This is a genomic window from Mesorhizobium sp. U510 (genome assembly GCF_059180695.1).
Genome location: NZ_CP180532.1, coordinates 5,037,805 through 5,059,522 on the forward strand (window position 1 = coordinate 5,037,805; position 21,718 = coordinate 5,059,522).

At 63.7% G+C, this 21,718-nt stretch carries 18 protein-coding genes and 2 tRNA genes; 16 read left to right on the top strand and 4 right to left on the bottom strand.

Going from position 1 to position 21,718, the window contains the following annotated elements; genetic code table 11:
* Nucleotides 1-72 precede the first annotated feature (72 nt).
* From ACLGL5_RS26235 to ACLGL5_RS26285, 11 genes are all read left to right on the top strand, one after another.
* Entirely contained in the window at nucleotides 73-3,093 is a 3,021-nt protein-coding gene (locus tag ACLGL5_RS26235; RefSeq protein WP_019858641.1) for a caspase family protein, read from the top strand.
* Between the two features lie 98 nt (nucleotides 3,094-3,191).
* A complete protein-coding gene (locus ACLGL5_RS26240; protein WP_069092354.1) occupies nucleotides 3,192-3,740 on the top strand; it encodes a histidine phosphatase family protein in 549 nt (182 codons plus the stop codon).
* A 229-nt stretch (nucleotides 3,741-3,969) separates the two neighbouring features.
* Nucleotides 3,970-4,045, top strand: a tRNA-OTHER gene (locus tag ACLGL5_RS26245).
* A 1-nt stretch (nucleotide 4,046) separates the two neighbouring features.
* Nucleotides 4,047-4,114, top strand: a tRNA-Asn gene (locus tag ACLGL5_RS26250).
* A gap of 361 nt (nucleotides 4,115-4,475) precedes the next feature.
* Entirely contained in the window at nucleotides 4,476-5,618 is a 1,143-nt protein-coding gene (locus ACLGL5_RS26255; RefSeq protein WP_019858643.1) for a slipin family protein, read from the top strand.
* A 233-nt stretch (nucleotides 5,619-5,851) separates the two neighbouring features.
* Nucleotides 5,852-6,133 (top strand): acyl carrier protein, encoded by a 282-nt coding sequence (locus ACLGL5_RS26260; protein WP_010909964.1) that lies wholly within the window; start codon nucleotides 5,852-5,854, stop codon nucleotides 6,131-6,133.
* Nucleotides 6,134-6,189: 56 nt separating this feature from the next.
* Nucleotides 6,190-7,380: a beta-ketoacyl-ACP synthase gene (locus ACLGL5_RS26265; protein WP_069092355.1), complete on the top strand. Its 1,191-nt coding sequence runs from the start codon at nucleotides 6,190-6,192 to the stop codon at nucleotides 7,378-7,380.
* A 47-nt stretch (nucleotides 7,381-7,427) separates the two neighbouring features.
* Nucleotides 7,428-8,699, top strand: coding sequence for a beta-ketoacyl-ACP synthase (locus ACLGL5_RS26270; protein WP_038647343.1), 1,272 nt, complete (start codon nucleotides 7,428-7,430; stop codon nucleotides 8,697-8,699).
* Nucleotides 8,700-8,736: 37 nt separating this feature from the next.
* Nucleotides 8,737-9,765 carry a zinc-binding dehydrogenase gene (locus tag ACLGL5_RS26275; RefSeq protein ID WP_019858646.1) on the top strand — a complete coding sequence of 343 codons (1,029 nt, stop codon included), beginning with the start codon at nucleotides 8,737-8,739 and terminating at the stop codon, nucleotides 9,763-9,765.
* A 13-nt stretch (nucleotides 9,766-9,778) separates the two neighbouring features.
* Nucleotides 9,779-10,765: a lipid A biosynthesis lauroyl acyltransferase gene (locus ACLGL5_RS26280; protein WP_069093439.1), complete on the top strand. Its 987-nt coding sequence runs from the start codon at nucleotides 9,779-9,781 to the stop codon at nucleotides 10,763-10,765.
* Nucleotides 10,766-10,914: 149 nt separating this feature from the next.
* Nucleotides 10,915-11,748, top strand: a complete 834-nt coding sequence (locus tag ACLGL5_RS26285) for a class I SAM-dependent methyltransferase (protein WP_069093440.1) — start codon at nucleotides 10,915-10,917, stop codon at nucleotides 11,746-11,748.
* Here ACLGL5_RS26285 and ACLGL5_RS26290 read toward each other — a convergent pair.
* The 4 genes from ACLGL5_RS26290 to ACLGL5_RS26305 all read right to left on the bottom strand — a co-directional run bounded on the left by ACLGL5_RS26290 (nucleotide 11,733) and on the right by ACLGL5_RS26305 (nucleotide 14,930).
* Entirely contained in the window at nucleotides 11,733-12,950 is a 1,218-nt protein-coding gene (locus ACLGL5_RS26290) for an NAD(P)-binding domain-containing protein (protein WP_069092356.1), read from the bottom strand. The two genes, ACLGL5_RS26285 and ACLGL5_RS26290, sit on opposite strands and share 16 nt — an antisense overlap.
* A 1-nt stretch (nucleotide 12,951) precedes the next feature.
* Nucleotides 12,952-13,548 carry an ATP-grasp domain-containing protein gene (locus tag ACLGL5_RS26295; RefSeq protein WP_245307165.1) on the bottom strand — a complete coding sequence of 199 codons (597 nt, stop codon included), beginning with the start codon at nucleotides 13,546-13,548 and terminating at the stop codon, nucleotides 12,952-12,954.
* Nucleotides 13,473-14,216, bottom strand: a complete 744-nt coding sequence (locus ACLGL5_RS26300) for a hypothetical protein (RefSeq protein ID WP_245307167.1) — start codon at nucleotides 14,214-14,216, stop codon at nucleotides 13,473-13,475. The genes ACLGL5_RS26295 and ACLGL5_RS26300 overlap by 76 nt, the downstream gene beginning before the upstream one ends.
* 282 nt (nucleotides 14,217-14,498) lie before the next feature.
* Nucleotides 14,499-14,930, bottom strand: coding sequence for a L,D-transpeptidase (locus ACLGL5_RS26305; protein ID WP_069092357.1), 432 nt, complete (start codon nucleotides 14,928-14,930; stop codon nucleotides 14,499-14,501).
* A gap of 220 nt (nucleotides 14,931-15,150) precedes the next feature.
* Between ACLGL5_RS26305 and ACLGL5_RS26310 the strand changes: the two genes are divergently transcribed.
* The 5 genes from ACLGL5_RS26310 (at nucleotide 15,151) to ACLGL5_RS26330 (ending at nucleotide 21,716) form a co-directional block, all read left to right on the top strand.
* Complete coding sequence (locus ACLGL5_RS26310; protein ID WP_069092358.1) at nucleotides 15,151-16,428, top strand: acetylornithine deacetylase/succinyl-diaminopimelate desuccinylase family protein; 1,278 nt, start codon at nucleotides 15,151-15,153, stop codon at nucleotides 16,426-16,428.
* 124 nt (nucleotides 16,429-16,552) lie between these two features.
* Entirely contained in the window at nucleotides 16,553-18,031 is a 1,479-nt protein-coding gene (locus tag ACLGL5_RS26315; RefSeq protein ID WP_027046939.1) for an ABC transporter substrate-binding protein, read from the top strand.
* A gap of 252 nt (nucleotides 18,032-18,283) precedes the next feature.
* Nucleotides 18,284-19,231, top strand: coding sequence for an ABC transporter permease (locus tag ACLGL5_RS26320; protein ID WP_069092359.1), 948 nt, complete (start codon nucleotides 18,284-18,286; stop codon nucleotides 19,229-19,231).
* Nucleotides 19,228-20,097, top strand: coding sequence for an ABC transporter permease (locus ACLGL5_RS26325; protein WP_019858657.1), 870 nt, complete (start codon nucleotides 19,228-19,230; stop codon nucleotides 20,095-20,097). Before ACLGL5_RS26320 ends, ACLGL5_RS26325 begins: the two co-directional genes overlap by 4 nt.
* Entirely contained in the window at nucleotides 20,094-21,716 is a 1,623-nt protein-coding gene (locus tag ACLGL5_RS26330; protein WP_069092360.1) for an ABC transporter ATP-binding protein, read from the top strand. Before ACLGL5_RS26325 ends, ACLGL5_RS26330 begins: the two co-directional genes overlap by 4 nt.
* Nucleotides 21,717-21,718: the final 2 nt, after the last annotated feature.

Genomic DNA, 21,718 nt, shown 5'->3' on the forward strand with positions numbered 1-21,718 from the left:
GCCCGAATTTGATCATGGTAGGCTGGCAGCGTTATAGAGGGTTTGGAGTATCAGGGCGGGCACGAACGACAAATGACCTTTGTCGAAACCTCAGGACGCAACCTTCTTGCGCGTGTGTGGCTGACGGCTTTCGTCGCCGCGCTATTTTGTCTTGCCGCGACGGCGTTTGCATTGGCCGAGACGAAAAGCCTCAAGGGCGTGGCGCTGATCATCGGCCAGTCGAATTACCTGCACATCGCCGCCCTGCCCAACCCGGCCAATGACGCCCGCGACATGGCCAAGATGCTGACCGACCTCGGCTTCGACGCCCGCAACGTCACCGATCGCGATGCCGCCAAGCTGAAGCGCGACCTCGAACGTTTCGTCGAGGATGCCGAGGGAGCCGACGTCGCCCTCATCTATTACTCCGGCCACGGCATCGAGGCCGGCGGCGAGAATTATCTGGTTCCGGTCGATGCCGACATCTCGTCGCTGAAGGATGCCGATAACGCGCTGGTCCCGATTTCCGCCGTCATGGACGAGTTGAAAAAGACCGTGCCGGTGACGATCATGCTGCTCGATGCCTGCCGCACCAATCCGTTTCCGGCGGACGCTTTGGTGCGCCGGGCGCCGACCGCTTCCGCCGAGCCGATCGGCGCTGGCGGGCTGGAACCGGTGCGCGGCGCCAAGGCGCTTGCCAATGCGTCGGCGCAGGATGCGAGCCTGGGCACGGTGGTCGGCTTTGCCGCCGAACCGGGTCGCCCGGCGCTGGACGGAGCGGCCGGCGAAAACAGCCCCTATGCCGCCGCCCTGCTGCGCCACCTCGCGGCGATGAAAGGCACGGAGTTCGGCTCCGTCATGCGCATGGTGACCGAGGAAGTCTATCTCGACACCAAGGCCAAGCAGCGCCCCTGGGTCAACGAAAGCCTGCGCCGGCTGCTTTATTTCGGCATCGCGCCGCCGGAGCCGACCGGTGACGACGGGCTGATCACCGGCGAAAGGCGGCAGCTGCTCTTGACCATCTCCGACCTGCCCGACCCGAAGCGGGCGCAGGTGGAACTGGCCTCGCTGCAGGACGGCGTGCCGCTCGACGCGCTCTATGGCGTGCTGAGGGCGCTGGGCACGGACAAGATCCCCGAGGATCCGACCGACCTGCAGAACGTGCTCGACGCCCAGGCCGAGCGCCTGAAGAAGATGATGTCCGAGCGCGCGGCACTGCGCACCGACGATCCCGAGATCAAGCGGCTGGTTGCCTCGGCCGACAAGGCCATCGGCCAGGGAGCGATGGTGACGGCGCGCAAATTCCTCGACGATGCGGTCGGCAGGGTCGAGCAGAACAGCGGTGCGGTCGACGAGGCCGAGGAACTGGTCAGGCAGAAGCGCATCGCCGACGCCGCCATCTATGCCAAGCGCGCCGACGCCGCAGCGCTGGTCTTCGACTACAAATCCGCCGCCAACGACTATGCCAAGGCCTTCTCGCTGGTCGAGAAATGGGACGACAAGCTGCGCTGGAACTACAAGAATCAGGAAGCCGAGGCACTCAACGCCCACGGTTCCGCCACCGGCGATCTCGATGCACTGCAGCACGCGATCGAAGCCTATCACGTTATCCTGAACTTCATTCCCAATGGCGAGCAGAACAAGGATTGGGCCATCACCCGCAACAACATGGCGGTGGTGCTGCAGACCATCGGCGAGCGCGAGACCGAGACCGCGCATTTGGAAGAAGCCGCGCAGATCTTCCGCGATTCGCTCGTCGTCTTCGAGCGCGAGAAGGACGACCCCAACTGGGCGGCGGCGCAAAACAACCTCGCCAATGTCCTCTTGAAGATCGGCGAACGCGAGAGCGACCCGAAGCGGCTCAATGAGGCAGTGGCGGCGATGCGCGCCACGTTGGAAAAGCGCCCGCGCGACAAGCTGCCGCTCGACTGGGCCGCTTCGCAGAACAATCTCGGCCTCGCGCTCTATGCGCTCTCCCAGCGCGAACCCGCCGGCGAGCATCTGAAGGACGCCGAAGCCGCCTACCGGCTGGCGCTTGAAGAGTACACGCGCGAGAAAGCCCCCGTGGAATGGGCGATGGTCGAGAACAATCTCGGCAACACGCTGGTGACGCTTGGCATCCAGCTCAACGACAAGGCCAAGATCAACGAGGCGGCCGATGCCTTCCGCGCCGCGCTGAAGGTGCGAACCCGTGAGACCTTCCCGGTCTCCTGGGCGACCAGCCGGCTCAACCTCGGCAACGCGCTGAGCGGCGTCGCCCGCTTCGACATGGGCACCGACACGCTCGAAGATGCCGCCGCGGCCTATGACGATGCGTTGACGGTGTTTACCCGGCAGCGCTTCCCGATGGACTGGGCGTCGGCGCAGAACAATCTCGGCTCGATCTACCAGACGCTTGGCCAGCGGACCCGCGACGCGGCCAGGCTCGAACAGTCGGTGGCAGCATTCCAGGCGGCGCGGCAGGTCTATGTCAGGCGGAAATTCCCGCAGGATTGGGCCATGAGCTACTACAATCTCGGCAACACGCTGCAATTGCTTGGCGGCGTGACGGACAAGCCCGAGCACTACAGGGAGGCAGTCGACGCCTACAGCAATGCGTTGCGCGAGTACAAGCGCGAGACAAACCCGCGGCAATGGGCGCTGGCCCAGGCCGGCCTCGGCTCGACGCTGCACTGGCTCAGCATGAGCAATGCCGATCCCAAAATCCTGCGGGATTCGATCGCCGCGCGGCGGGCAGCACTCGAAGTGCTGACCATCGAGACCGCACCCGTCGACTGGGCCAACGCCCAGAACGGCATCGGCATGAGCCTGCTCAATCTCGGCAATATCGAACGGACCGGAAAATATCTCGACGAGGCCGAGGCGGCTTTCACGGCAACGCTGAAGGTCTTCACCAGGGAAAGCCAGCCCCTGCAGTGGGCCTTCGAGCAGAACAATCTCGGCGACATCCACTGGAACCGCGCCAGCTATGGCGGCGGCAAGGCCGAGTATCTCAGGGCTATCGCGTTCTTCGAGAATGCCAAGCAGGGCTTTACCGAAGCCGGCTACACCGTCCCCATCCCGCTTACCGACCAGAAGATCGATCTGGTGAAGAAGCAGATCGCCAAAAAGTGAGGCTGGGACGTCTGCAACGCCCGCTTGTCTTTGTGCCGGGGTTCCGATCCCTATATGCGAATGACCGGAACCCGATGACGGGCTCCTGAAGGACTGCGATGATCCGATTTGCCCTGGCCCTGTTGCTGTTCGTCGTTCCCGTCGCGGCCCATGCCACGGATGCCGGCTGGGCGCTGCTGCGCGATGGCGGCCATGTCGTGCTGCTGCGCCATGCCATGGTCACCGGCACCTCCGACCCCGCCAATTTCGACATCGACAGCTGCGCCACCCAGATCAATCTGTCGGCGCGCGGCAAGCAGCAGGCGAGCAAGATCGGCGCCTTGTTTGCCGCCCGCGCCGCGCCGATCGAACGCGTGCTGTCCAGCCGCTACTGCCGCTGCCTCGACACCGCGCGTATCGCCTTCGAGGCCGAACCGGAATTTTTCGCCCCGCTCGATCTCCTGAAGGGCGACGATGCGCAGAAGGCAGCACAGATCGCCGCCATCATGAAGGAAATCCGCGCCTATTCCGGCTCCGACAATCTGGTCATGGTCACCCATCTGGAAGACATCGTGGCGCTGACCGGTGTTTCCCCGCGCGAAGGCGAAGCCGTGGTGGTCGAGCCGCAAGGCGGCGGTCTGCGCGTGCTCGGCCGCGTCACCTTCTAACGAACCGATCCGCGCCTCCAACGTTGGATGCGAGTGTTGCCGAAATACCACTGCTGAACGAAGCCACGAATTGGCCGCGACAATGCCGCTTGCGACAACCCGTCGCAGGCTCTATAGCCGCGCTCCCGGTCACGAGAACCGAAGTGAGCACAACGGTTGGAGCTTTCGTCTCCGCCCGTGCAGGCGGCATTGCCGCCCTGTATACGGCGCCGCTTTGGGGATTGGGATCGCGGATGTAGCTCAGTCAGGGAGAGCGCCGGATTTGGATCCGGAGGTCGCAGGTTCGAATCCTGCTGTCTGCACCACGGATAGCTCAGTTTGGTTAGAGCATCAGATTGTTAATCTGACTGTCGAAGGTTCGATTCCTTCTCCAACGGCCTGATAAGCCGACACCTTTGGGTGGTGTTATCCAGAAAACGGTCCGGGGACCGGAATGCTGAAGACCTGACGGACGGCCGAAGCCTTCGGGCCAAGGCCGTTTCGAAAGGTCCGACGCCATCGGCTCGCGGCCAGGTCCGCGGTGATGGTCAAGGCGCATCGTCGCCGGCAAGGGAGGCTTCGGCCTCCGGCGCCCGCTTCGCTGCCCCGCGATCCGCTCCCGAGGGCCCGCCACGGATCGATGCCACCGGTCCCCGGATCATTCGTCCCGGAAGACGATGTGAAACGAGAAACGAAGGGAAGATCGACGCATGAGTTGACGCCTCGCATGGGGCCATGCCCGACAGGAGTAAGACAATGACTGTTCTCGACAAGGTTCTTGGACGCGAGCGCGTCCTCGTAAGGGAAAACGAACGTGCCCTCACCCTCCACAAGGGTGAGATCAAGGCCGTCCTGATGCCGGGCGAGCACTGGCTCGCCAACCGGCGCGGGAGCCTGGAAGTGTCAAGGCACGATCTGAAGAACCCGGAATTCGTTTCGGCATACGAGAAGGCGTTGTTCGACAAGCTACCGGATGTGGCCGCGCGTCATTTCACCGTCGTTCGCACCGGGCGCACGGATGTCGCCATCATCGAGCGTGACGGCAATCTGCATGCCGTGCTGGCGCCGGACCGCAAGCTGGTGCTGTGGACGGATGCCGGGCCGTGGACGGTGGCCGTGATCGACGCGTCGGCCGATCTCGCCATCGATCCGGCGGTCATGCGCCGGCTCGGCCAGGCCCGGAAGGCGGAGTTGATGTCGGTCCATCCGGTCGTCGATGGCCAGGCGGGGCTGCTGTTCGTCGACGGTGTCCTGGTGCGGACGCTTGCCGCGGGCGCGCATGGCTTCTGGAACGTCGGACGCATGGTGCAGGTGAAGGTCGTCGACCTCAAGCGCCAGTCGCTCGATGTCGCCGGGCAGGAAGTGCTGACCAAGGATCGCGTGACGATCCGCGTCAACATCGCCGCCGAATACCGGGTCGTCGACCCGGTCAAGGCGGTGAGCGCCGTGAAGGACTTCTCCGAAGCCCTTTATCGCGCCCTGCAATACGCCTTCCGCAAGACGCTGGGCGCGCTGACGCTCGACCAGATCCTTGAAAAGAAGGTGACGGTCGACGAGGAAGCCGCGGCCAAGGTCCGTGCCGACATGGCCGAGATCGGCGTCGAGGTCAGCGATATCGCGCTCAAGGATGTGATCCTGCCGGGCGAGATGCGCGAGATCCTCAACCAGGTGGTTTCGGCCGAAAAGCAGGCCGAGGCCAACATCATCCGCCGCCGCGAGGAGACGAACGCCACGCGTTCCCTGCTCAACACGGCCAGGGTGATGGCGGAGAACCCGGTGATGCTGCGACTGAAGGAGCTCGAGGCTCTGGAAACCATCGCCGGCAAGGTCGAGCGGCTGACCGTCCACAACGGAACGGGCGGGCTGCTGAACGACCTGGTCAAGCTCCGTGACAGCTGATGCATGTCGCCCAAAAGTGGTTCCCGGTTTTGGGAAAACGACATGCATCGAAACCGAGACTAACCTGACGTAATGGGAAGGGCCGCCGGGTTGACCGGCGGCCCTTCTTGCGTTTCTTGGGCACGCTTCCCATCTGCGCCCGGACTATCAGGCCTTTTCCTGCCGGGAAAAACCGATTAGACAGCGCCCAAACAGGATGCGGACAGATTCCGCCCGCAAAGAAGGAAAAGCCCTTGTCCACCACGTTCGACAAAGTCGCCAAGATCATTGCCGACACCAGCGAGATCGATATCGACACCATCACGCCCGAGAGCCACACGATCGACGATCTCGGCATCGACAGCCTCGATTTCCTCGACATCGTCTTTGCCATCGACAAGGAATTCGGCATCAAGGTGCCGTTGGAAAAGTGGACCCAGGAAGTCAATGACGGCAAGGCTTCGACCGACGACTACTTCGTCATGAAGAACCTGTGCGCCAAGATCGACGCGCTGGTCGCCGCCAAGACCGCCTGACATCAGTTGAGCGCGCAACCTTGACGCGCTTTGCCGCCTGACCCACAAAGCCGCCCATGAGTAGCCCCCGCGACGTCGTCATCACTGGTATCGGCCTTGTCTCCTCGCTGGGAGAAGGCCCTGACGCCCACTGGCAGAAGCTCGCGCAACCGGGCCTGCAGCCGGTGCTCGAAGCCGCGCGCTTCGCGCCCTATACCGTTCATCCGCTGCCGGAGATCGACTGGAACCTGCAGATCGCCAAGCGCGGCGACCAGCGGCAGATGGAGACATGGCAACGGCTCGGCACCTATGCCGCCGGCCTTGCGCTCGATGACGCCGGTATCAAGGGCAATGACGAGCTCTGCGCGACCATGGACATGGTGGTGGCCGCCGGTGGCGGCGAGCGCGACGAGGCGGTCGATGCCGCCATCCTTGCCGCTTCGGAAAGCCGCAACGACCGCGACGTGTTGCTCAACGAGAAGCTGACCACCGAATTGCGGCCGACCTTGTTCCTGGCGCAGCTTTCCAACCTGCTCGCCGGCAACATCTCCATCGTCCATAAGGTGACGGGCTCCTCGCGCACCTTCATGGGCGAGGAAGGCGCAGGTGTTTCCGCCGTCGAGACGGCCGCTGCCCGCATCCGCTCGGGCCAGTCCACACATGTCCTGGTCGGCGGCGCGTTCCAGACCGAACATTCCGACATGCTGCTCGGCTACGAGCTTGCCGGCTATCTGCATCGCGGCCCCTGGAAGCCTGTCTGGCAAAGGCAGGGTGCCGAGGGTGGCGGCGTGGTCTCCGGCTCCGGCGGCGCCTTCCTGGTGCTGGAACAGCGTGAACACGCGGAAAGCCGTGGGCGCAAAATCTATGCCGAGCTCGGACCGGTCGTCTCCGGCCGGGCCAGGCGGTCGCGTGGAGAACTTGACGCCGAAATCGCCGGCTTGCTGAGCCGGGCGGCGCTGCCGAACGGCAAGCTGCTGGCGCTTTCGGGTGCCTCGGGCGCGCATGCGGCAACATCAGCCGAGAAAACAGCGCTCGATGCCGACGGGACAATTGCCGCACGCGGCTTCTCGACGCTGACCGGGCACATGAAGGAAGCGCAGTTTCCGTTCGCCGTGGCGCTTGCCGCACTCGCCGTCGACCGCAAGGCCGCCTACCCCGTCTTTGACGCCGCAGCCGAGAAGCCGTTCGAAGGCATTCCCGCAAGCGTCCTTGCAACGGCGATCGGCTATCACCAATTCGAGGGCATGGCGCTGGTCAAGTCGGCGTAAGTCGGCGCCAGCCATGTTGCAGAGATGAACCGCTCGAGGGCTTCCCGATGACCAATTTCAGAGATCACATGGGCAGACCCATCGTCGCCGTCACCGGCATCGGCGTGGTGACTTCGCTTGGCGTCGGCAAGGCTGACAATTGGGCGGCGCTGACCTCGGGCAAGTCGGGCATCCACCCGATCACCCGCTTTCCGGTCGACCACCTCAACACCCGCATTTCTGGTATGGTCGACTTCCTGGACTCAAGCGCGAAGGGCGCCAGCCCCCTCACCTACGAGCTGGCCGAAACCGCCGCGCATGAAGCCGTGGCCGAATCCGGCCTCGATTCCAGTGATTTCGGCGGTCCCCTCTTCCTCGCCTCGCCGCCCGTCGAGCTCGACTGGCACGAACGCTTCTCGCTCTACAATTCCGACAAACAGGACGCCGGCGCCGAAAGGCTGCTGCGGGTGGCGCGCGGATTGAAGGAACTCGACATCTTCGAGACCACCCAGTTCGGCTCGATCGCCGACCGGCTCGCCGACCGGTTCGGCACGCGCGGCCTACCGATCACGCTGTCGACCGCCTGCGCCTCGGGCGCCACCGCCATCCAGCTCGGCGTCGAGGCGATCCGCCGCGGCGAATGTGACCGGGCGCTGTCGATCGGCGCCGACGGCTCGGCGACCGCCGAGGCGCTGATCCGCTTCTCGCTGCTGTCGGCGCTGTCGACCCACAACGACATCCCGGAAAAGGCGTCAAAACCGTTCTCCAAGGACCGCGATGGTTTTGTCCTCGCCGAAGGTTCGGGCGCGCTGGTGCTGGAATCACTGGAGGCAGCCCTTGCCCGTGGCGCCACCGTTCTTGGCATTCTGCGCGGCTGCGGCGAAAAGGCCGATGATTTCCACCGCACCCGCTCCAAGCCCGACGGTTCGCCGGCAATCGCGGCGGTTCGCGCCGCCCTTGCGGATGCCGGCCTGAGCAAGGACGAGATCGACTACGTCAACGCCCATGGCACCTCGACGCCGGAAAACGACAAGATGGAGCATCTGTCGCTGTCGACCGTGTTCGGCGAGCGCATCGGCTCGATGCCGGTCTCGTCGAACAAGTCGATGATCGGCCACACGCTGTCCGCGGCGGGCGCCGTCGAGGCGGCGTTCTCGCTGATGACGATGCGCGAAAGCGTCATTCCGCCGACCATCAACTACGACAATCCCGACCCGGCGATCGTGCTCGACGTGGTGCCGAACAAGAAGCGCAATGCCGAGGTTCGCAGCGTTCTGTCGAACTCCTTCGGCTTCGGCGGCCAGAACACTTGCCTTGTCATGGCGCGGGAACCGGTCTAAGCGAGCCACTTCCGCTCGAACAGAACCGACAGGCCTTATGCGCGCACTGCAACTTATAGAGGACCGCCGTCTTGAGACGGTGGACCTGCCGCCTCCCCCGCCACCCGCACTCGGCGAAGTCACGCTGCGCATCAAGGCGGTGGCGCTGAACCATATCGACGTCTGGGGCTGGCGCGGCATGGCCTTCGCCAAGCGCAAGCTGCCGCTGGTCGTCGGCGCCGAAGCCTCCGGCGAGGTCGAGGCGGTCGGTCCCGGCGTGTCCAGCCTGCTGCCCGGACAATTGGTGTCGATCTACGGCGCGCGCACCTGCGGCCTTTGCCGCGCCTGCCGCGAAGGCCGCGACAATCTCTGTGAACATGTTTCCGGCGTCCACGGCTTCCATCTCGACGGTTTTGCCCAGGAGAAGATCAACCTGCCGGCGCGCCTGCTGGTCCCCGCTCCGCCCGGCGTGAGCGACATCGGCGCCGCGGTGGCCCCCGTCACCTTCGGCACGGTCGAGCACATGCTGTTCGACAATGCGAGACTGCAGCCCGGCGAAACCATCCTCGTCCATGCCGGCGGCTCCGGCATTGGTTCGGCGGCCATCCAGCTGGCGAAGCGGATGGGCTGCACCATCATCACCACGGTCGGTTCCAACGACAAGATCGACAAGGCCAAGGCGCTCGGCGCCGACCACGTCATCAACTACCGCGAAGACCGCTTCGAGGGCGTCGTGCGCAAGCTGACCAAGAAGAAGGGCGTCGATGTCGTCTTCGAACATGTCGGCGCCGACACCTTTGCCGGCTCGATGCTGTGCCTGAAGCGCGGCGGCCGCCTGGTGACCTGCGGCTCGACATCAGGCGTGTCGACGCAAATCAACCTGATGCAGCTCTTCCAGCAGCAATTGAAGCTGCTCGGCTCCTTCGGCTGCCGCATGGAGAACATGGCCAACGCCATGCAGAAAATGGCGGCGGGACAGGTCGCGCCGGTCATCGACACCGAAGTCGGCTTCGACGATATCGACGCCGCGCTGAAGCGCATGGAAGGCCGCGACGTTTTCGGCAAGATCATCCTGCGCGTCGCCTGAGGCCTTGACTTCGGTGCTCAAGAAGTTTCGCCGCGATCTCAGGTTTCGCTATGGCAGGCAGCTGCGCCAGCTGAACTACTGGCTGGTTGCCCGCGCGGCGATGATCATCATTTCGGTGCTGCGCCTGCTGCCGGTCGACAGCGCGCTGAATTTCGCCGACCGCGTCGCGCGCTTCATTGGTCCCAGGGTCGGACGCCACCAGGTCGCCATCGACAATCTGCGCAAGGCCTATCCGGAAAAGAGCGAGGACGAAATCCAGGCCATCGCCTCCGATATGTGGGGCAACATGGCCCGCCTTGCCGCCGAATACATCTTCCTCGACGCCCTGTTCGACTATGACCCGGCCGCCAGCAAGCCCGGCCGCGTCGAGGTCAAGGGAATAGTGCACTTCGTCGAGATCGCCGCGGAGAAGCAGCCGCACATCGTCTTCACCGGCCATCTCGGCAATTTCGAGCTGCTGCCGGTGGCGGCGGCGACCTTCGGCATGAACATCACGGCGCTGTTTCGTCCGCCGAACAACCCCTACCTTGCCGACTACATCCTTTCGACGCGGCGCTCGACCATGGGGGCGCTGCTGCCGTCGATGGCCGGCGCCTCGTTCGCATTGGCCGGAGTGCTGGAAAACGGCGGCAATATCGGCGTCCTCGTCGACCAGAAATTCTCCAACGGCCTGGACACGACATTCTTCGGCCGCCCCTGCCAGAGCAACCGTGTGCTGGGCACGCTTGCCCGTCACTATGACTGCGACGTCTACCCGGCGCGTTGCATCAGATTGCCCGGCAACCGCTTCCGCCTCGAGATCGAGGACAAACTGGTCTTGCCGCGCACCGCCGATGGCAGCGTCGACGTCCACGCCACCACCCAGATGCTGAACGACGTGGTCGAGCGCTGGGTGCGCGAGGATCCCGGCCAATGGATGTGGTTCCACAAAAGGTGGGAGATCAGCAACTCGCGGCGTAAAAAGCAGCCGCAGGCAAAGGCCCCGGCCGCGAACAGTTGATCTCTTCCGCAGCAGTGTTTGCCGCTTCCATTTCCGGCACTCATGGGCCTGCGATCCAGACATTCGTAACGTTACTGGTCAGGGAATCTTAAACGACCAGGGCGCACATACCCCAGGAGATGTTCATCGACTGGGATGGAACCCGTGGCATGACGAATATCGAAATGCCGCGCCTGGATCGGGATGGCCTCGAGGATCGCTCCTTCGGCCGTCTTGGCCGGGCGTGGTCCCATTTCCGTCGGCATGGCCTGCTGGAGCCGATAAGGCTCATCCGCCGGCATGGGCTCGGCACAAGTCTTGGCTTTGTCCAGCGCAACATCAGGCATATGCTCGCCGACCGTCTCGCCCGGAAATGGGATCGCCGGCACGGCGTCGATACGGCCGGCTCGATCCAGCTCGGCGCCCTCAGTGTCGTCGGCCCGCACCGCGCCATGGGCAATGAAGCCGTCTGCACATCGCCCAGAACCTTCGACTTCATCATGAAGTCGCTGCCCCGCGATCTCCACAACCATACGTTCATCGACATCGGCTCCGGAAAGTCGCGAACCCTGCTGCTGGCCTCGCGATATCCGTTCGCCGAGATCATCGGCGTGGAGTTCGCACGCGAACTGGTGGAGATCGCCCGCAGTAACATCGAGCGCTTAAGCGACCCGACGCAGAAATGCCGGGCGCTCAGCGTCGTCGAGGCGGATGCGGCGGCCTACGATTTTCCGGAAGTGCCCCTGGTGGTCTATTTCTACAATCCCTTCTCGAAGGACGTCTTCGATATCGTCCTGAAGAATCTCGTGTCATCGCTCGAACGCCACCCACGAGATTGCTTCATCGTCTATGGCAGCTCGAGCCATCGCGCGATCGACTGGGCACGGCCCACCATCCGCGAAACCGGTAATTTCCAGGAATTGTCCGTGCCGGCCATGCCCAGCTTCCTCGATGCGGTCCGCACCATCGACTATGCGGTCTTCCAGGTTCAGGCCGCCGCGTAACGTCTGTCTTTGGTTTTCTGAATGAACCGCGCGACGGTGCGCGCGGCAAACGGCGTGCCGGCGGTGAACCGCATCAGCGGGCCGAAACTGCCGACCGCGCTCCCGCCGACGAAATGCAGGCCTGGGATGCTGGATTCGAACCCCGCGGAAAGCAGCGGCAACCCGTCCCGGCGGGCAATCGCGGCAAGCATGGCGGGCGCGAACAGACCGAGCTTGGCAATATCGATCCGGTAACCCGTGCCGAGCAGGACGTGATCGAAGCTGGCGGCATCCTTCTCGAACCGCAGTTCGATGCCATTGTCCTTGGCGGATGCACCGATGATCCTGCTGCCGGCCCTGATCTCTATCCCATCGAAGTCCGGCTTCAGCCAGCCCGTCGCGCCGGCGCCGAGGCTGCGCCTGTTGAGCCCTGCCCGGGCTGGCTCCGGGAACCGGTGCACAAAGCCTGGGACTTCGACCAGCCAGGAAATCGGGAACGGGCCGACCCTGGACGGCGATGCGAGCCGCTCCGACAGGAAGTCGCGCAAGCTCCAGCTCTGCTTTCCCGACAGCGCCCGATAGCCCAGCCAATGAATGTCGCCATGGCAGATGAGTTCGACCTCAGCGCCACTGCGTTTGAGCAGCACGGCGGATTCGCAGGCGCTTTGCCCACGCCCGATGACGGCAACGCGCTTGCCGCGGAAGGCTTCATAGCCAGTATGCTCACTGGCATGGCTGACCAGTTGTCGTGGGATGCCGTTGAAGACAGCGGGGATCAGTTGCTGGTTCATCAGGCCGGTGGCAACGACGACGCGGCGCGCCTTGACGGCAGTGCCCTCGGCTAGCGCCAGACGAAATCCTCCGGTCGTCGTTTCGACGCGACTTACTCTGCGGGTATCCAGATCCGGAACCGTCTGGGCCTGGATCCACAATCCATAGTCGACGAAGTTTTCGAGCAGCAGCGGTTCGCGGGGCGAGATTCCGAGGACCTTTGCATAGGAATCGAGCGAGAGCGGACCTTTGGTGTGGCCGATATAGGTCGCGTGCCAGGGCGAGCGCAGCCTCATGCCTCTCGGCATATGGTCGCGCCAGAAGGACATCGCGCCGCCAAGCGTGAGCGTATCGACACCTGCTCCCTTGAGGGCGGAAGCGACGGCCAGTCCAAAAGGACCGGCACCGATCACGGCCACCTCGCAGTCCGTCCTGGGCGTAAAAACGGTCATGTCAGCGGTCTCGCCTGTCTGGTTCTGCAGCCGTGGAACTCACTCCGTCACGCCGCCGTCCTAAACATTTCCCGGTTAAGATTGCGGAAAGTATCCGTCGCGTCAGCACTCTCCAGCCAGTCAACGGCACGTCGATCAGGCCCGGCATCGGGTCATTCTCCTGGAATGTCGCCCATGCTCGTACTTCTGTGAATGAGCTGAAATAGGCGCGTTTTGCCAACCGGCCGCTCGAGATCAGCTTGCCGGCCGCCACAATATCCCGAACCAGATACATCCACGACGTGGCGGGCCGCGCTGAAGCTGTCTTTACCGTCTGGCCCGATTTGATCGCCCAAAGCATGGCGCCGAGGTCGACGCCGGCGGCGGCGCCCAGCCCAAACCATGTCCACGGCCGTGGATTGACGTCGAGCACCTTCATCGAGCCATCGCGCGCATCGCGCTTGAATTCGACCTCCACCAGTCCGTGATGCGCGATCGATCCAAGCAGCCGGCGCGCGGCGTCGATCAATTGCGGTTCGTCGACTACCTCCACGAAGGTGCTGGTGTAGCCGAAATCGACCGGATATTGCCGCGTGCGGCGGGCGGTGAATTCCGCCACCGGCGCGCCCTCGTCCAGAGCGCTGCGTAAGAGAACTGGCCCTCGCCTCCGCCCGGTATCATTTCCTGAATGACGACGTTCTCGCTGCCGATCTCGTCGGCAGCCCAGATATAGGCTGTCAAAAACGCTGCTTTGTCATTGGCGAGAACGGCCTTGGCACGCGCAAAACGGCTGCGCCCGCCCATGTTCGGCTTCAGGATCACGGGAAAGCGAAGTTCGGCTGCCTCTGCCCGATCGAGCGAATTGATCTCATAGGTCAGCGGAACGGCAAGCCCCAGTTCGCCCGCCCGGCGATACAGCAGCGGCTTTTCGCAGACCCATTTCAATTGCTGCCAAGGCGGCAGCACAACGTCGAACGAGGCGGACAACTGGTCGATCGACTGCGATACGAAGCGAACTTCTGGATCGCCGCCGGCGATCAGCAGAAAACCGCCCAGCCCATGAACCTTGGCCAGATCGAGCAGGAAGGCGACGGCACCACCGTCGTCGGGGCCGGGCCACGTCATTGTCCGCTGGGCATATCGCGAAAAGCTGGGCAACGGCGTGTCGTTGCTCACCAGCCAGACAGGCACTTTTTGAGCGCCGAAGCTTCTGGCCAGCGCCAGCGTCCCGTGCGCCCCGCCAAGAATGAGCGCCCCGGCGGGCCGGCTGGGAAGACGATCGTCCATCTGTGACTGGGGATGCATCTGTCAATTCCAGCAAACGGCACGCAATGGCAGCTTTCCCGGCGAACCGATTGATCAGCCGGCAATATTTAAGCTACCCCTAATAATTCAAACCGCCCGATACTGCCGATTGTCCTCAGCCAGACATTGGCATGGAAAGCACACCCCTTATCCCTCGGCAATAGCCGTCCTTCTCGGAACAGGGTAAACCTTGGCCGATTGTTGATGCTGTCAGTAAAAAGTCTCGCGCCGGGCTCCGCCCGGCAACGAGATTTGGGCGTGCGGTTAGTTCGTCACGACGATGCGCGTGTTGCCGAAGCCCACTTCCCGCACCATGGAATAGAAGGTCGCGGCATTGGCCGTGTGCAGCCGCACGCAGCCATGCGAGGCCGGACGGCCGAGTTGCCTGACGGCGCCTGTCCCATGGATGGCATAGCCGCCATGGAAGAACACCGAATAAGGCATCGGCGACATCTCGTATTTGCGCGAATACCACATGCGTGCGGTCCGCTGCGGCCGATAGGTGCCACGCGGCGTGAAATAGCCCGGACGGGCAGTCGATACGACCCAGCGATAAACCTCCGACCCATACCGCACCGTCATCGTCTGTGACGACACGTCGATATTTGCTTCCAACATCGCCGCGTAACTTGCGGACGGCGTACTAAACAGCGCGGTTGCCAACATCGCCGCTGCTACGAGAAAGAACTTCTTCATGCGATCAAACCCCTTTGATTGCCCCTTGCCGTCTTGCCATCACGTTGTTTTTCACCTTTTTAATGGCGGTGAACGGATAGCACACACTCCTTGATCAATTTGCCAATCCAAAGCAGCGAATTTGAACGATTTCCCGCGATAGTTGCCACCACGACACGCCGCACCGGCTTGATTGCCGGCGGGCTTGCAATGCAACGTCGTTCGTTGCTCAACTCTCCTGATGAACGAGCGACTCCTTCAAGCAATCGACGACAGGCGCGACGATGTCGTCGCGCTGACCGCTGACCTGATCCGGTTTCCGACCATCAATCCGCCCGGCGAAGCCTACCGGCCATGTGCGGAATTTATCGGCACGCGGCTGAAGAAGCGTGGTTTTGAAACCGAATTCATCCGCGCCGAAGGCACGCCCGGCGACACCGATCGCTACCCACGCGTCAATGTCGTGGCCCGCTTCGATGGCCGGTCACCCGGCGCCTGCGTCCACTTCAACTCGCATATCGACGTCGTGGAGGCCGGCGATGGCTGGACAGTCGATCCCTTTGCCGGCGTCGTCAGGGACGGCAGGGTCTATGGACGCGGCGCCTGCGACATGAAGGGCGGCCTGGCCGCGTCGATCATCGCCGCCGAAGCCTTCATGGAGGTCTATCCCGACTTTCCCGGCGCCATCGAGGTATCCGGCACGGTCGACGAGGAGTCCGGCGGCTTTGGCGGTGTCGCGCATCTGGCCAGGCTCGGCTATTTCTCCAAACCCAGGGTCGACCACGTCATCATCCCCGAGCCGCTGAACAAGGACCGCATCTGCCTTGGCCATCGCGGCGTCTGGTGGGCCGAGATCGAGACCAAGGGCGAGATCGCGCATGGCTCGATGCCGTTTCTCGGCGACAATGCGGTGCGCCATATGGGCGCTGTGCTGCAAGCTTTCGAGGACGAACTGTTCCCGGCGCTCGACCGCAAGATGACGCGCATGCCGGTGGTGCCCGAAGGCGCCAGGCGCTCGACCATGAACATCAATTCCATCCATGGCGGCCAGACCGAGGATTTCCGGCCTGGCCTGCCCTCGCCCAACGTGCCCGATTCCTGCCGGCTGACCATCGACCGCCGCTTCCTGCTCGAGGAAGACCTCGCCACGGTCAAAGGCGAAGTGACCGGTATTCTCGAGCGGCTGAAGCGCGAGCGCAAAAAGTTCGACTATGAGATCCGCGACCTGATGGAAGTGCTGCCGCTGATGACCGAGCGCGACGCGCCGGTGGTCAAGGCGGTGGCGCAAGGCATTCATGCGATCTTCGACCGCGAGCCCGACTACGTCATTTCGCCCGGCACCTACGACCAGAAGCACATTGCCCGCATCGGCCATATCTACGACTGCATCGCCTATGGACCCGGCATTCTCGATCTCGCCCACCGGCCGGACGAGTGGGTCGGCATAGAGGACATGGTGGAATCGGCCAAGGTGATGGCGATCGGCCTCAACGTGCTGCTGCGCGGCAAGACCGGATGACCGGCCCGCGGCGCAAAAACATTTCTCCTGGCGCGGCGCGACAGCACGAAACGCAATTTACTCCCGCGCGAAATCACGCTTCTATCCCCGGGCTTGAGCATTTGAGCACATGGGGAGTTCAGCGATGAAACTTTGGAAGACCCTTCTGGCCGCTGCCGTGCTGGCGGTCGCAACCGCCACTTCGGCGTTTGCCGCCCGAACCGATCTCGTCATCGGCATTCCGCTTGAACCCCCGCATCTCGACCCGACGGCGGGAGCGGCCGCGGCAATCAGGGAGGTCACCTACGCCAACGTGTTCGAGGGCCTGACCCGGATCGGCCCCAATGGCGAAGTCTTGCCGGATCTCGCCGAAAGCTGGACCATTTCCGATGACGGCAAGGTTTATACCTTCAAGCTGCACAGCGGCGTGAAATTCCACGACGGCGCCGATTTCAGCGCCGAAGACGTGAAGTTCTCGCTCGACCGTGCCCGCGCGGAAAACTCCGTCAACGCGCAAAAGCAGCTCTTTGCCGCCATCGACAAGGTCGACGTGGTCGACCCCGCCACCGTGAAGGTGACGCTGACCCACCCGCAAGGCTCGTTCCTCTACAATATGGGCTGGGGCGACGCGGTGATCGTGTCGCCGAAATCCGCCGACACCAACAAGGAAAAACCTGTTGGCACCGGCCCCTTCAAGTTCGGCAACTGGGCCAAGGGTTCATCGATCACCCTGCTCAAATCGGATCACTACTGGGGCGCCCCTGTCTTCCTCGAAAAGGTCGAGTTCCGCATCGTTCCCGATGCCGCGGCGGCAGTGCCGGCCCTGCTTTCCGGCGACATCCAGGCCTTCCCCTTCTTCGATCCCGACAGCGTCTCCCAGGTCAAGGATGATCCGCGCTTCAAGGTGGTGGTGGGCGCGACCGAAGGCGAGACCATCCTGTCGATCAACAACAAGAAGCCGCCCTTCGACAAATTGCAGGTCAGGCAGGCGATTTCCTATGCGCTCGACCGCAAGGCGATCATCGACGGCGCATCGGCCGGGCTCGGCCTGCCGATCGGCTCGCATATGTCGCCGGCCAACAAATACTATGTCGACCTCACCGGCCGCTATCCGCACGACGTGGCCAAGGCCAAGGAACTGCTGAAGGAAGCGGGACTGGAGAACGGCTTCAAGGCCACGTTGAAGCTGCCGCCGACGACCTATGCGCGGCTCGGGGGCGAGATCATCGCCTCGCAGCTCCGCGATGTCGGCATCAACCTCGAGATCATCCCCGTCGAGTGGGCGCAGTGGCTGGACCAGGTGTTCACCAAGAAGGACTACGACCTGACCATCGTGTCCCATACCGAGCCGAATGACATCGATATCTATTCGCGCAAGGACTACTACTTCAATTACGCCAACCCTGCCTTCAACAAGGTGATCGCTGATCTGGAACTGACGTCCGACGAGGCCAAACGCAAGGAACTGTATGCCCAGGCGCAGAAGATCCTGGCCGACGATGCCGTGGTCGGTTTCCTCTACGAACTGCCCAAGGTCGGAGTCTGGGACGCCAAGCTGCAAGGGTTGTGGGAAAGCGCACCGATCCCCGCCAACGACCTGACCAAGGTGAAGTGGAGCGAGTGAGGTTCGTTTCGTCATCCTAGGGCGAAGCAGGCGCGCAGCGACTGCGCAGACCCTAGGATCCATTCCGTGACTTACGAGCGCCCCCGCGGTGCAGAATCTGGGAGACGTGGCAGTGGAAACAGGGAGGCGCGAGGCTGGTTCTGGACCGTCGCGCTCTTCGACCTCTGTCACGGAATGGATCCTGGGGTCTACGCGACGGAGCTTCGCTCCTGCTTCGCTCCAGGATGACGACACCTCTGTCGTCCCGTGTCCATGACCGCCTACCTCCTCAAGCGCCTCGCCATCTCGCTTGCCACGCTGGTGCTGGCCTCCATCGTGGTGTTCGCCGTGCTGGAAATCCTGCCGGGCGACCCGGCGCGGCTGATGCTCGGCATGAACGCCAGCGCCGACCAGGTCGAACTCTTGCGCAACCAGATGGGCCTTAATGCGCCTCTCCTCTTGCGTTACCTGCACTGGGTCGGCGGCCTGCTCAGCCTCGATTTCGGCCGCTCCTATACTTATTCGGTGCCGGTCATCGATCTCGTGCGTGAACGGCTTGCCGTGTCGCTGCCGCTGGCGCTGATCGCGCTTGCGCTCTCCACGGCCATCGCCATTCCGGTCGGCCTGTTTTCCGCCAGCCGGCGCGGCCGGGCCGGCGATACGATTTCCATGGGCGCGGCCCAGCTTGGCGTCGCCGTGCCCAATTTCTGGTTCGCGCTGATGCTGATCTATGTCTTCGCCGTCTGGCTGCGGCTGGTGCCGGCCGGCGGCTTTCCCGGCTGGAGCGCCGGCATATGGCCGGCGCTGAAATCGCTGCTGCTGCCGGCGGTGGCGCTGGCCTTGCCGCAGGCAGCCATCCTGGCGCGCGTCACCCGCTCGGCACTGATCGAGGTGCTGAACGAGGACTATATCCGCACCGCCCGCGCCAAGGGCCTGCCCTACCGCGCCGTTCTCTGGCGGCACGCGCTGCGCAACGCCATGATCCCGGTCCTGACCATTCTTGGCCTCCAATTCGCCTTCCTGCTCGCCGGCACCATCATCATCGAGAATGTTTTTTATCTCCCCGGCCTCGGCCGACTGGTGTTCCAGGCCATCACCCAACGCGACCTGATCGTCGTCGAAAGCGTCGTCATGCTGCTGGTCGCCGCCGTCATAGCCGTCAACCTCGTCGTCGACCTTTCCTATGCGGTGGTCGATCCCCGCCTGAGAGGCCGGCAATGACCCTGCACATCGACATCCCTGAAGAGACACTCAGTGGCATTCTGGCCAAGGCGTTCCGGAACACGGCTTTCGTCACCGGCTTCGTCATCACCGTGCTGATCCTGGCGATGGCTGTCATCTCCTATGTCTGGACGCCCTACGATGTGACGAAGCTGGTCATAGCCGATAAGACGCAAGGCCCCTCGCTGGCACATTGGTTCGGCACCGACCACTTCGGCCGCGACATCCTGTCGATGATCATGGTCGGCGCCCGCAATTCGATCGCCGTGGCGCTGGTCGCGGTCGGCATCGGCATGGGCGTCGGCGTGCCGCTCGGCGCTTTTGCGGCCGCGCGCGGCGGCCTCGTCGACGAGGCGCTGATGCGCGTCAACGACCTCGTCTTTGCTTTCCCCGCGCTGCTGTCGGCCATCATGATTACCGCCATCTTCGGGCCGGGCGCCGTCAACGCCATCATCGCCATCGGCATCTTCAACATCCCGGTCTTTGCCCGCGTCGCCCGCGCCGGAGCGCTGGCCATCTGGCCGCGCGAATTCATCCTGGCCGCGCGCGCCGCAGGAAAAAGCGGCACGCAGATATCGATCGAACATGTGCTGCCCAACATCGCCACGCTGCTCCTGGTGCAAGGCACCATCCAGTTCGCGCTGGGCATCCTCGCCGAAGCCGGGCTTTCCTATCTCGGCCTCGGCGCGCAGCCGCCAATGCCAAGTTGGGGCCGCATGCTGTTCGACGCCCAGACCCGCATGGTGGTGGCGCCATGGATGGCGATCTTTCCCGGCATGGCGATCGTCATCACCGTGCTCGGGCTCAATCTCCTGGGCGACGGCATCGCCGACATTCTCGACCCGAGATCGCGGCGGCAGCGATGAGCCTGCTGGAAATCGACAACCTGTCGCTCACCATCGGCGACACGCAAATCCTGAAAGACATGGAGCTTTCCGTCGCCCCCGGTGAAGTGATGGGGCTGGTCGGCGAATCCGGCTCCGGCAAATCGATGACGGCGCTGACGGTGATGCGGCTTTTGCCCCATGCCGCGCGCGCCACCGGGCGCGTGACATTCGACGGCATCGACATCCTCGCAGCAACCGAGGATCAGATGTGCGCGCTGCGCGGTGACGACATCGGCATGGTGTTCCAGGAGCCGATGACGGCGCTCAACCCCGTCAAGACCATCGGCGAGCAGGTCGCCGAAGGCATACGCTGGCACACCAAGGCCACACGCGCCGCGGCTGAAGAGCGGGCGCGAAAAATGCTCGACCGCGTTGGCCTGCCGCAAGCAAAATTCCCGATGTCGCGCTACCCGCACGAACTGTCGGGCGGCCAGCGCCAGCGCGTCGTCATCGCCATCGCCTGCGCGCTGAAGCCGAAGCTCTTGATCGCCGACGAGCCGACAACGGCGCTCGACGTGGTGCTGCAGGCGCAGATCCTCGACCTCCTGCGCGACCTCGTCGCCGAGAGCCGCATGGGACTGCTCCTGATCTCGCACGATCTCGCGGTGGTGACCGAGATGGCCGACCGCATCACCATCCTACGCCGCGGCGAGGTGATGGAAGCCGGCGACACCGCCCGCACGCTGTCCGAACAGCTCCATCCCTACACGCGCCAGCTGGCGCAGGCCTCGATGCATGTGCCAGCACGCGCCAGAACGCATGACGCAAGCCAAAGCAAGCCTCTGCTCCAGGTCGAAAGCGTGACCCGCGATTATCCCGGGCGGCGCACCTCCCTGTTGAAACGGGCTGCCTCTATTCGCGCCGTCGACAATGTCTCCCTGTCGATGCAGCCGGGCCAGTCGGTGGCACTGGTCGGCCGCTCCGGCTGCGGTAAGTCAACGCTCGCCCGCATGATCCTGGCACTGGACAAGCCTAGTTCGGGCACGATCCGGTTTCGCGGCGAGGCCGTCACCGGCAAGAGCGAGGCCGAGTTGAAACCCGCCCGGCGCGACATGCAGGTTGTCTTCCAGGACCCGTACGGCTCCTTCGATCCGCGCCAGAAGGTCGAGAAACTGGTCGCGGAGCCCTTGCATGTGCTGGACAAGAAGCCGACGCGGGCCGAGCGCCGCGAGATGGTGGCGCACGCACTGCACGAGGTCGGCCTCGATCAGCGCGACATGGACAAATACCCGCACGAATTTTCGGGCGGCCAGCGGCAGCGCCTGTCGATCGCCCGCGCCATCATCACCCGCCCCAAGCTGGTCGTCGCCGACGAGCCGGTCTCGGCGCTCGACGTTTCGATTCGCGCCCAGATTCTCGACCTGTTCGCCGAACTCAACCAGAAGCTCGGCATCGCCTACCTCTTCATCACCCATGACCTGACCGTTGCGCGGGCCATCACGGACGAGGTGCTGGTCATGCATGACGGCAGGATCGTCGAGCGCGGCAAGACGAGCGAAGTGCTCGATCATCCGCAATCCGAGGCCGCAAGGGCGCTGGTCGCGGCCGCGCCAGACCTGCACCGGGCAATTGCTCGGCGGATGCAAGAACAGGGTTGAAC

What these genes read in the sequence shown, in the direction of transcription:
- ACLGL5_RS26235 (WP_019858641.1), top strand. Translation starts at nt 73, where the DNA reads ATGACCTTTGTCGAAACCTCAGGACGCAACCTTCTTGCGCGTGTGTGG.
- ACLGL5_RS26240 (WP_069092354.1), top strand. Translation starts at nt 3,192, where the DNA reads ATGATCCGATTTGCCCTGGCCCTGTTGCTGTTCGTCGTTCCCGTCGCG.
- ACLGL5_RS26255 (WP_019858643.1), top strand. Translation starts at nt 4,476, where the DNA reads ATGACTGTTCTCGACAAGGTTCTTGGACGCGAGCGCGTCCTCGTAAGG.
- ACLGL5_RS26265 (WP_069092355.1), top strand. Translation starts at nt 6,190, where the DNA reads ATGAGTAGCCCCCGCGACGTCGTCATCACTGGTATCGGCCTTGTCTCC.
- ACLGL5_RS26270 (WP_038647343.1), top strand. Translation starts at nt 7,428, where the DNA reads ATGACCAATTTCAGAGATCACATGGGCAGACCCATCGTCGCCGTCACC.
- ACLGL5_RS26275 (WP_019858646.1), top strand. Translation starts at nt 8,737, where the DNA reads ATGCGCGCACTGCAACTTATAGAGGACCGCCGTCTTGAGACGGTGGAC.
- ACLGL5_RS26285 (WP_069093440.1), top strand. Translation starts at nt 10,915, where the DNA reads ATGACGAATATCGAAATGCCGCGCCTGGATCGGGATGGCCTCGAGGAT.
- ACLGL5_RS26290 (WP_069092356.1), bottom strand. Translation starts at nt 12,950, where the DNA reads ATGACCGTTTTTACGCCCAGGACGGACTGCGAGGTGGCCGTGATCGGT.
- ACLGL5_RS26300 (WP_245307167.1), bottom strand. Translation starts at nt 14,216, where the DNA reads ATGGACGATCGTCTTCCCAGCCGGCCCGCCGGGGCGCTCATTCTTGGC.
- ACLGL5_RS26305 (WP_069092357.1), bottom strand. Translation starts at nt 14,930, where the DNA reads ATGAAGAAGTTCTTTCTCGTAGCAGCGGCGATGTTGGCAACCGCGCTG.
- ACLGL5_RS26310 (WP_069092358.1), top strand. Translation starts at nt 15,151, where the DNA reads ATGAACGAGCGACTCCTTCAAGCAATCGACGACAGGCGCGACGATGTC.
- ACLGL5_RS26315 (WP_027046939.1), top strand. Translation starts at nt 16,553, where the DNA reads ATGAAACTTTGGAAGACCCTTCTGGCCGCTGCCGTGCTGGCGGTCGCA.
- ACLGL5_RS26320 (WP_069092359.1), top strand. Translation starts at nt 18,284, where the DNA reads ATGACCGCCTACCTCCTCAAGCGCCTCGCCATCTCGCTTGCCACGCTG.
- ACLGL5_RS26325 (WP_019858657.1), top strand. Translation starts at nt 19,228, where the DNA reads ATGACCCTGCACATCGACATCCCTGAAGAGACACTCAGTGGCATTCTG.
- ACLGL5_RS26330 (WP_069092360.1), top strand. Translation starts at nt 20,094, where the DNA reads ATGAGCCTGCTGGAAATCGACAACCTGTCGCTCACCATCGGCGACACG.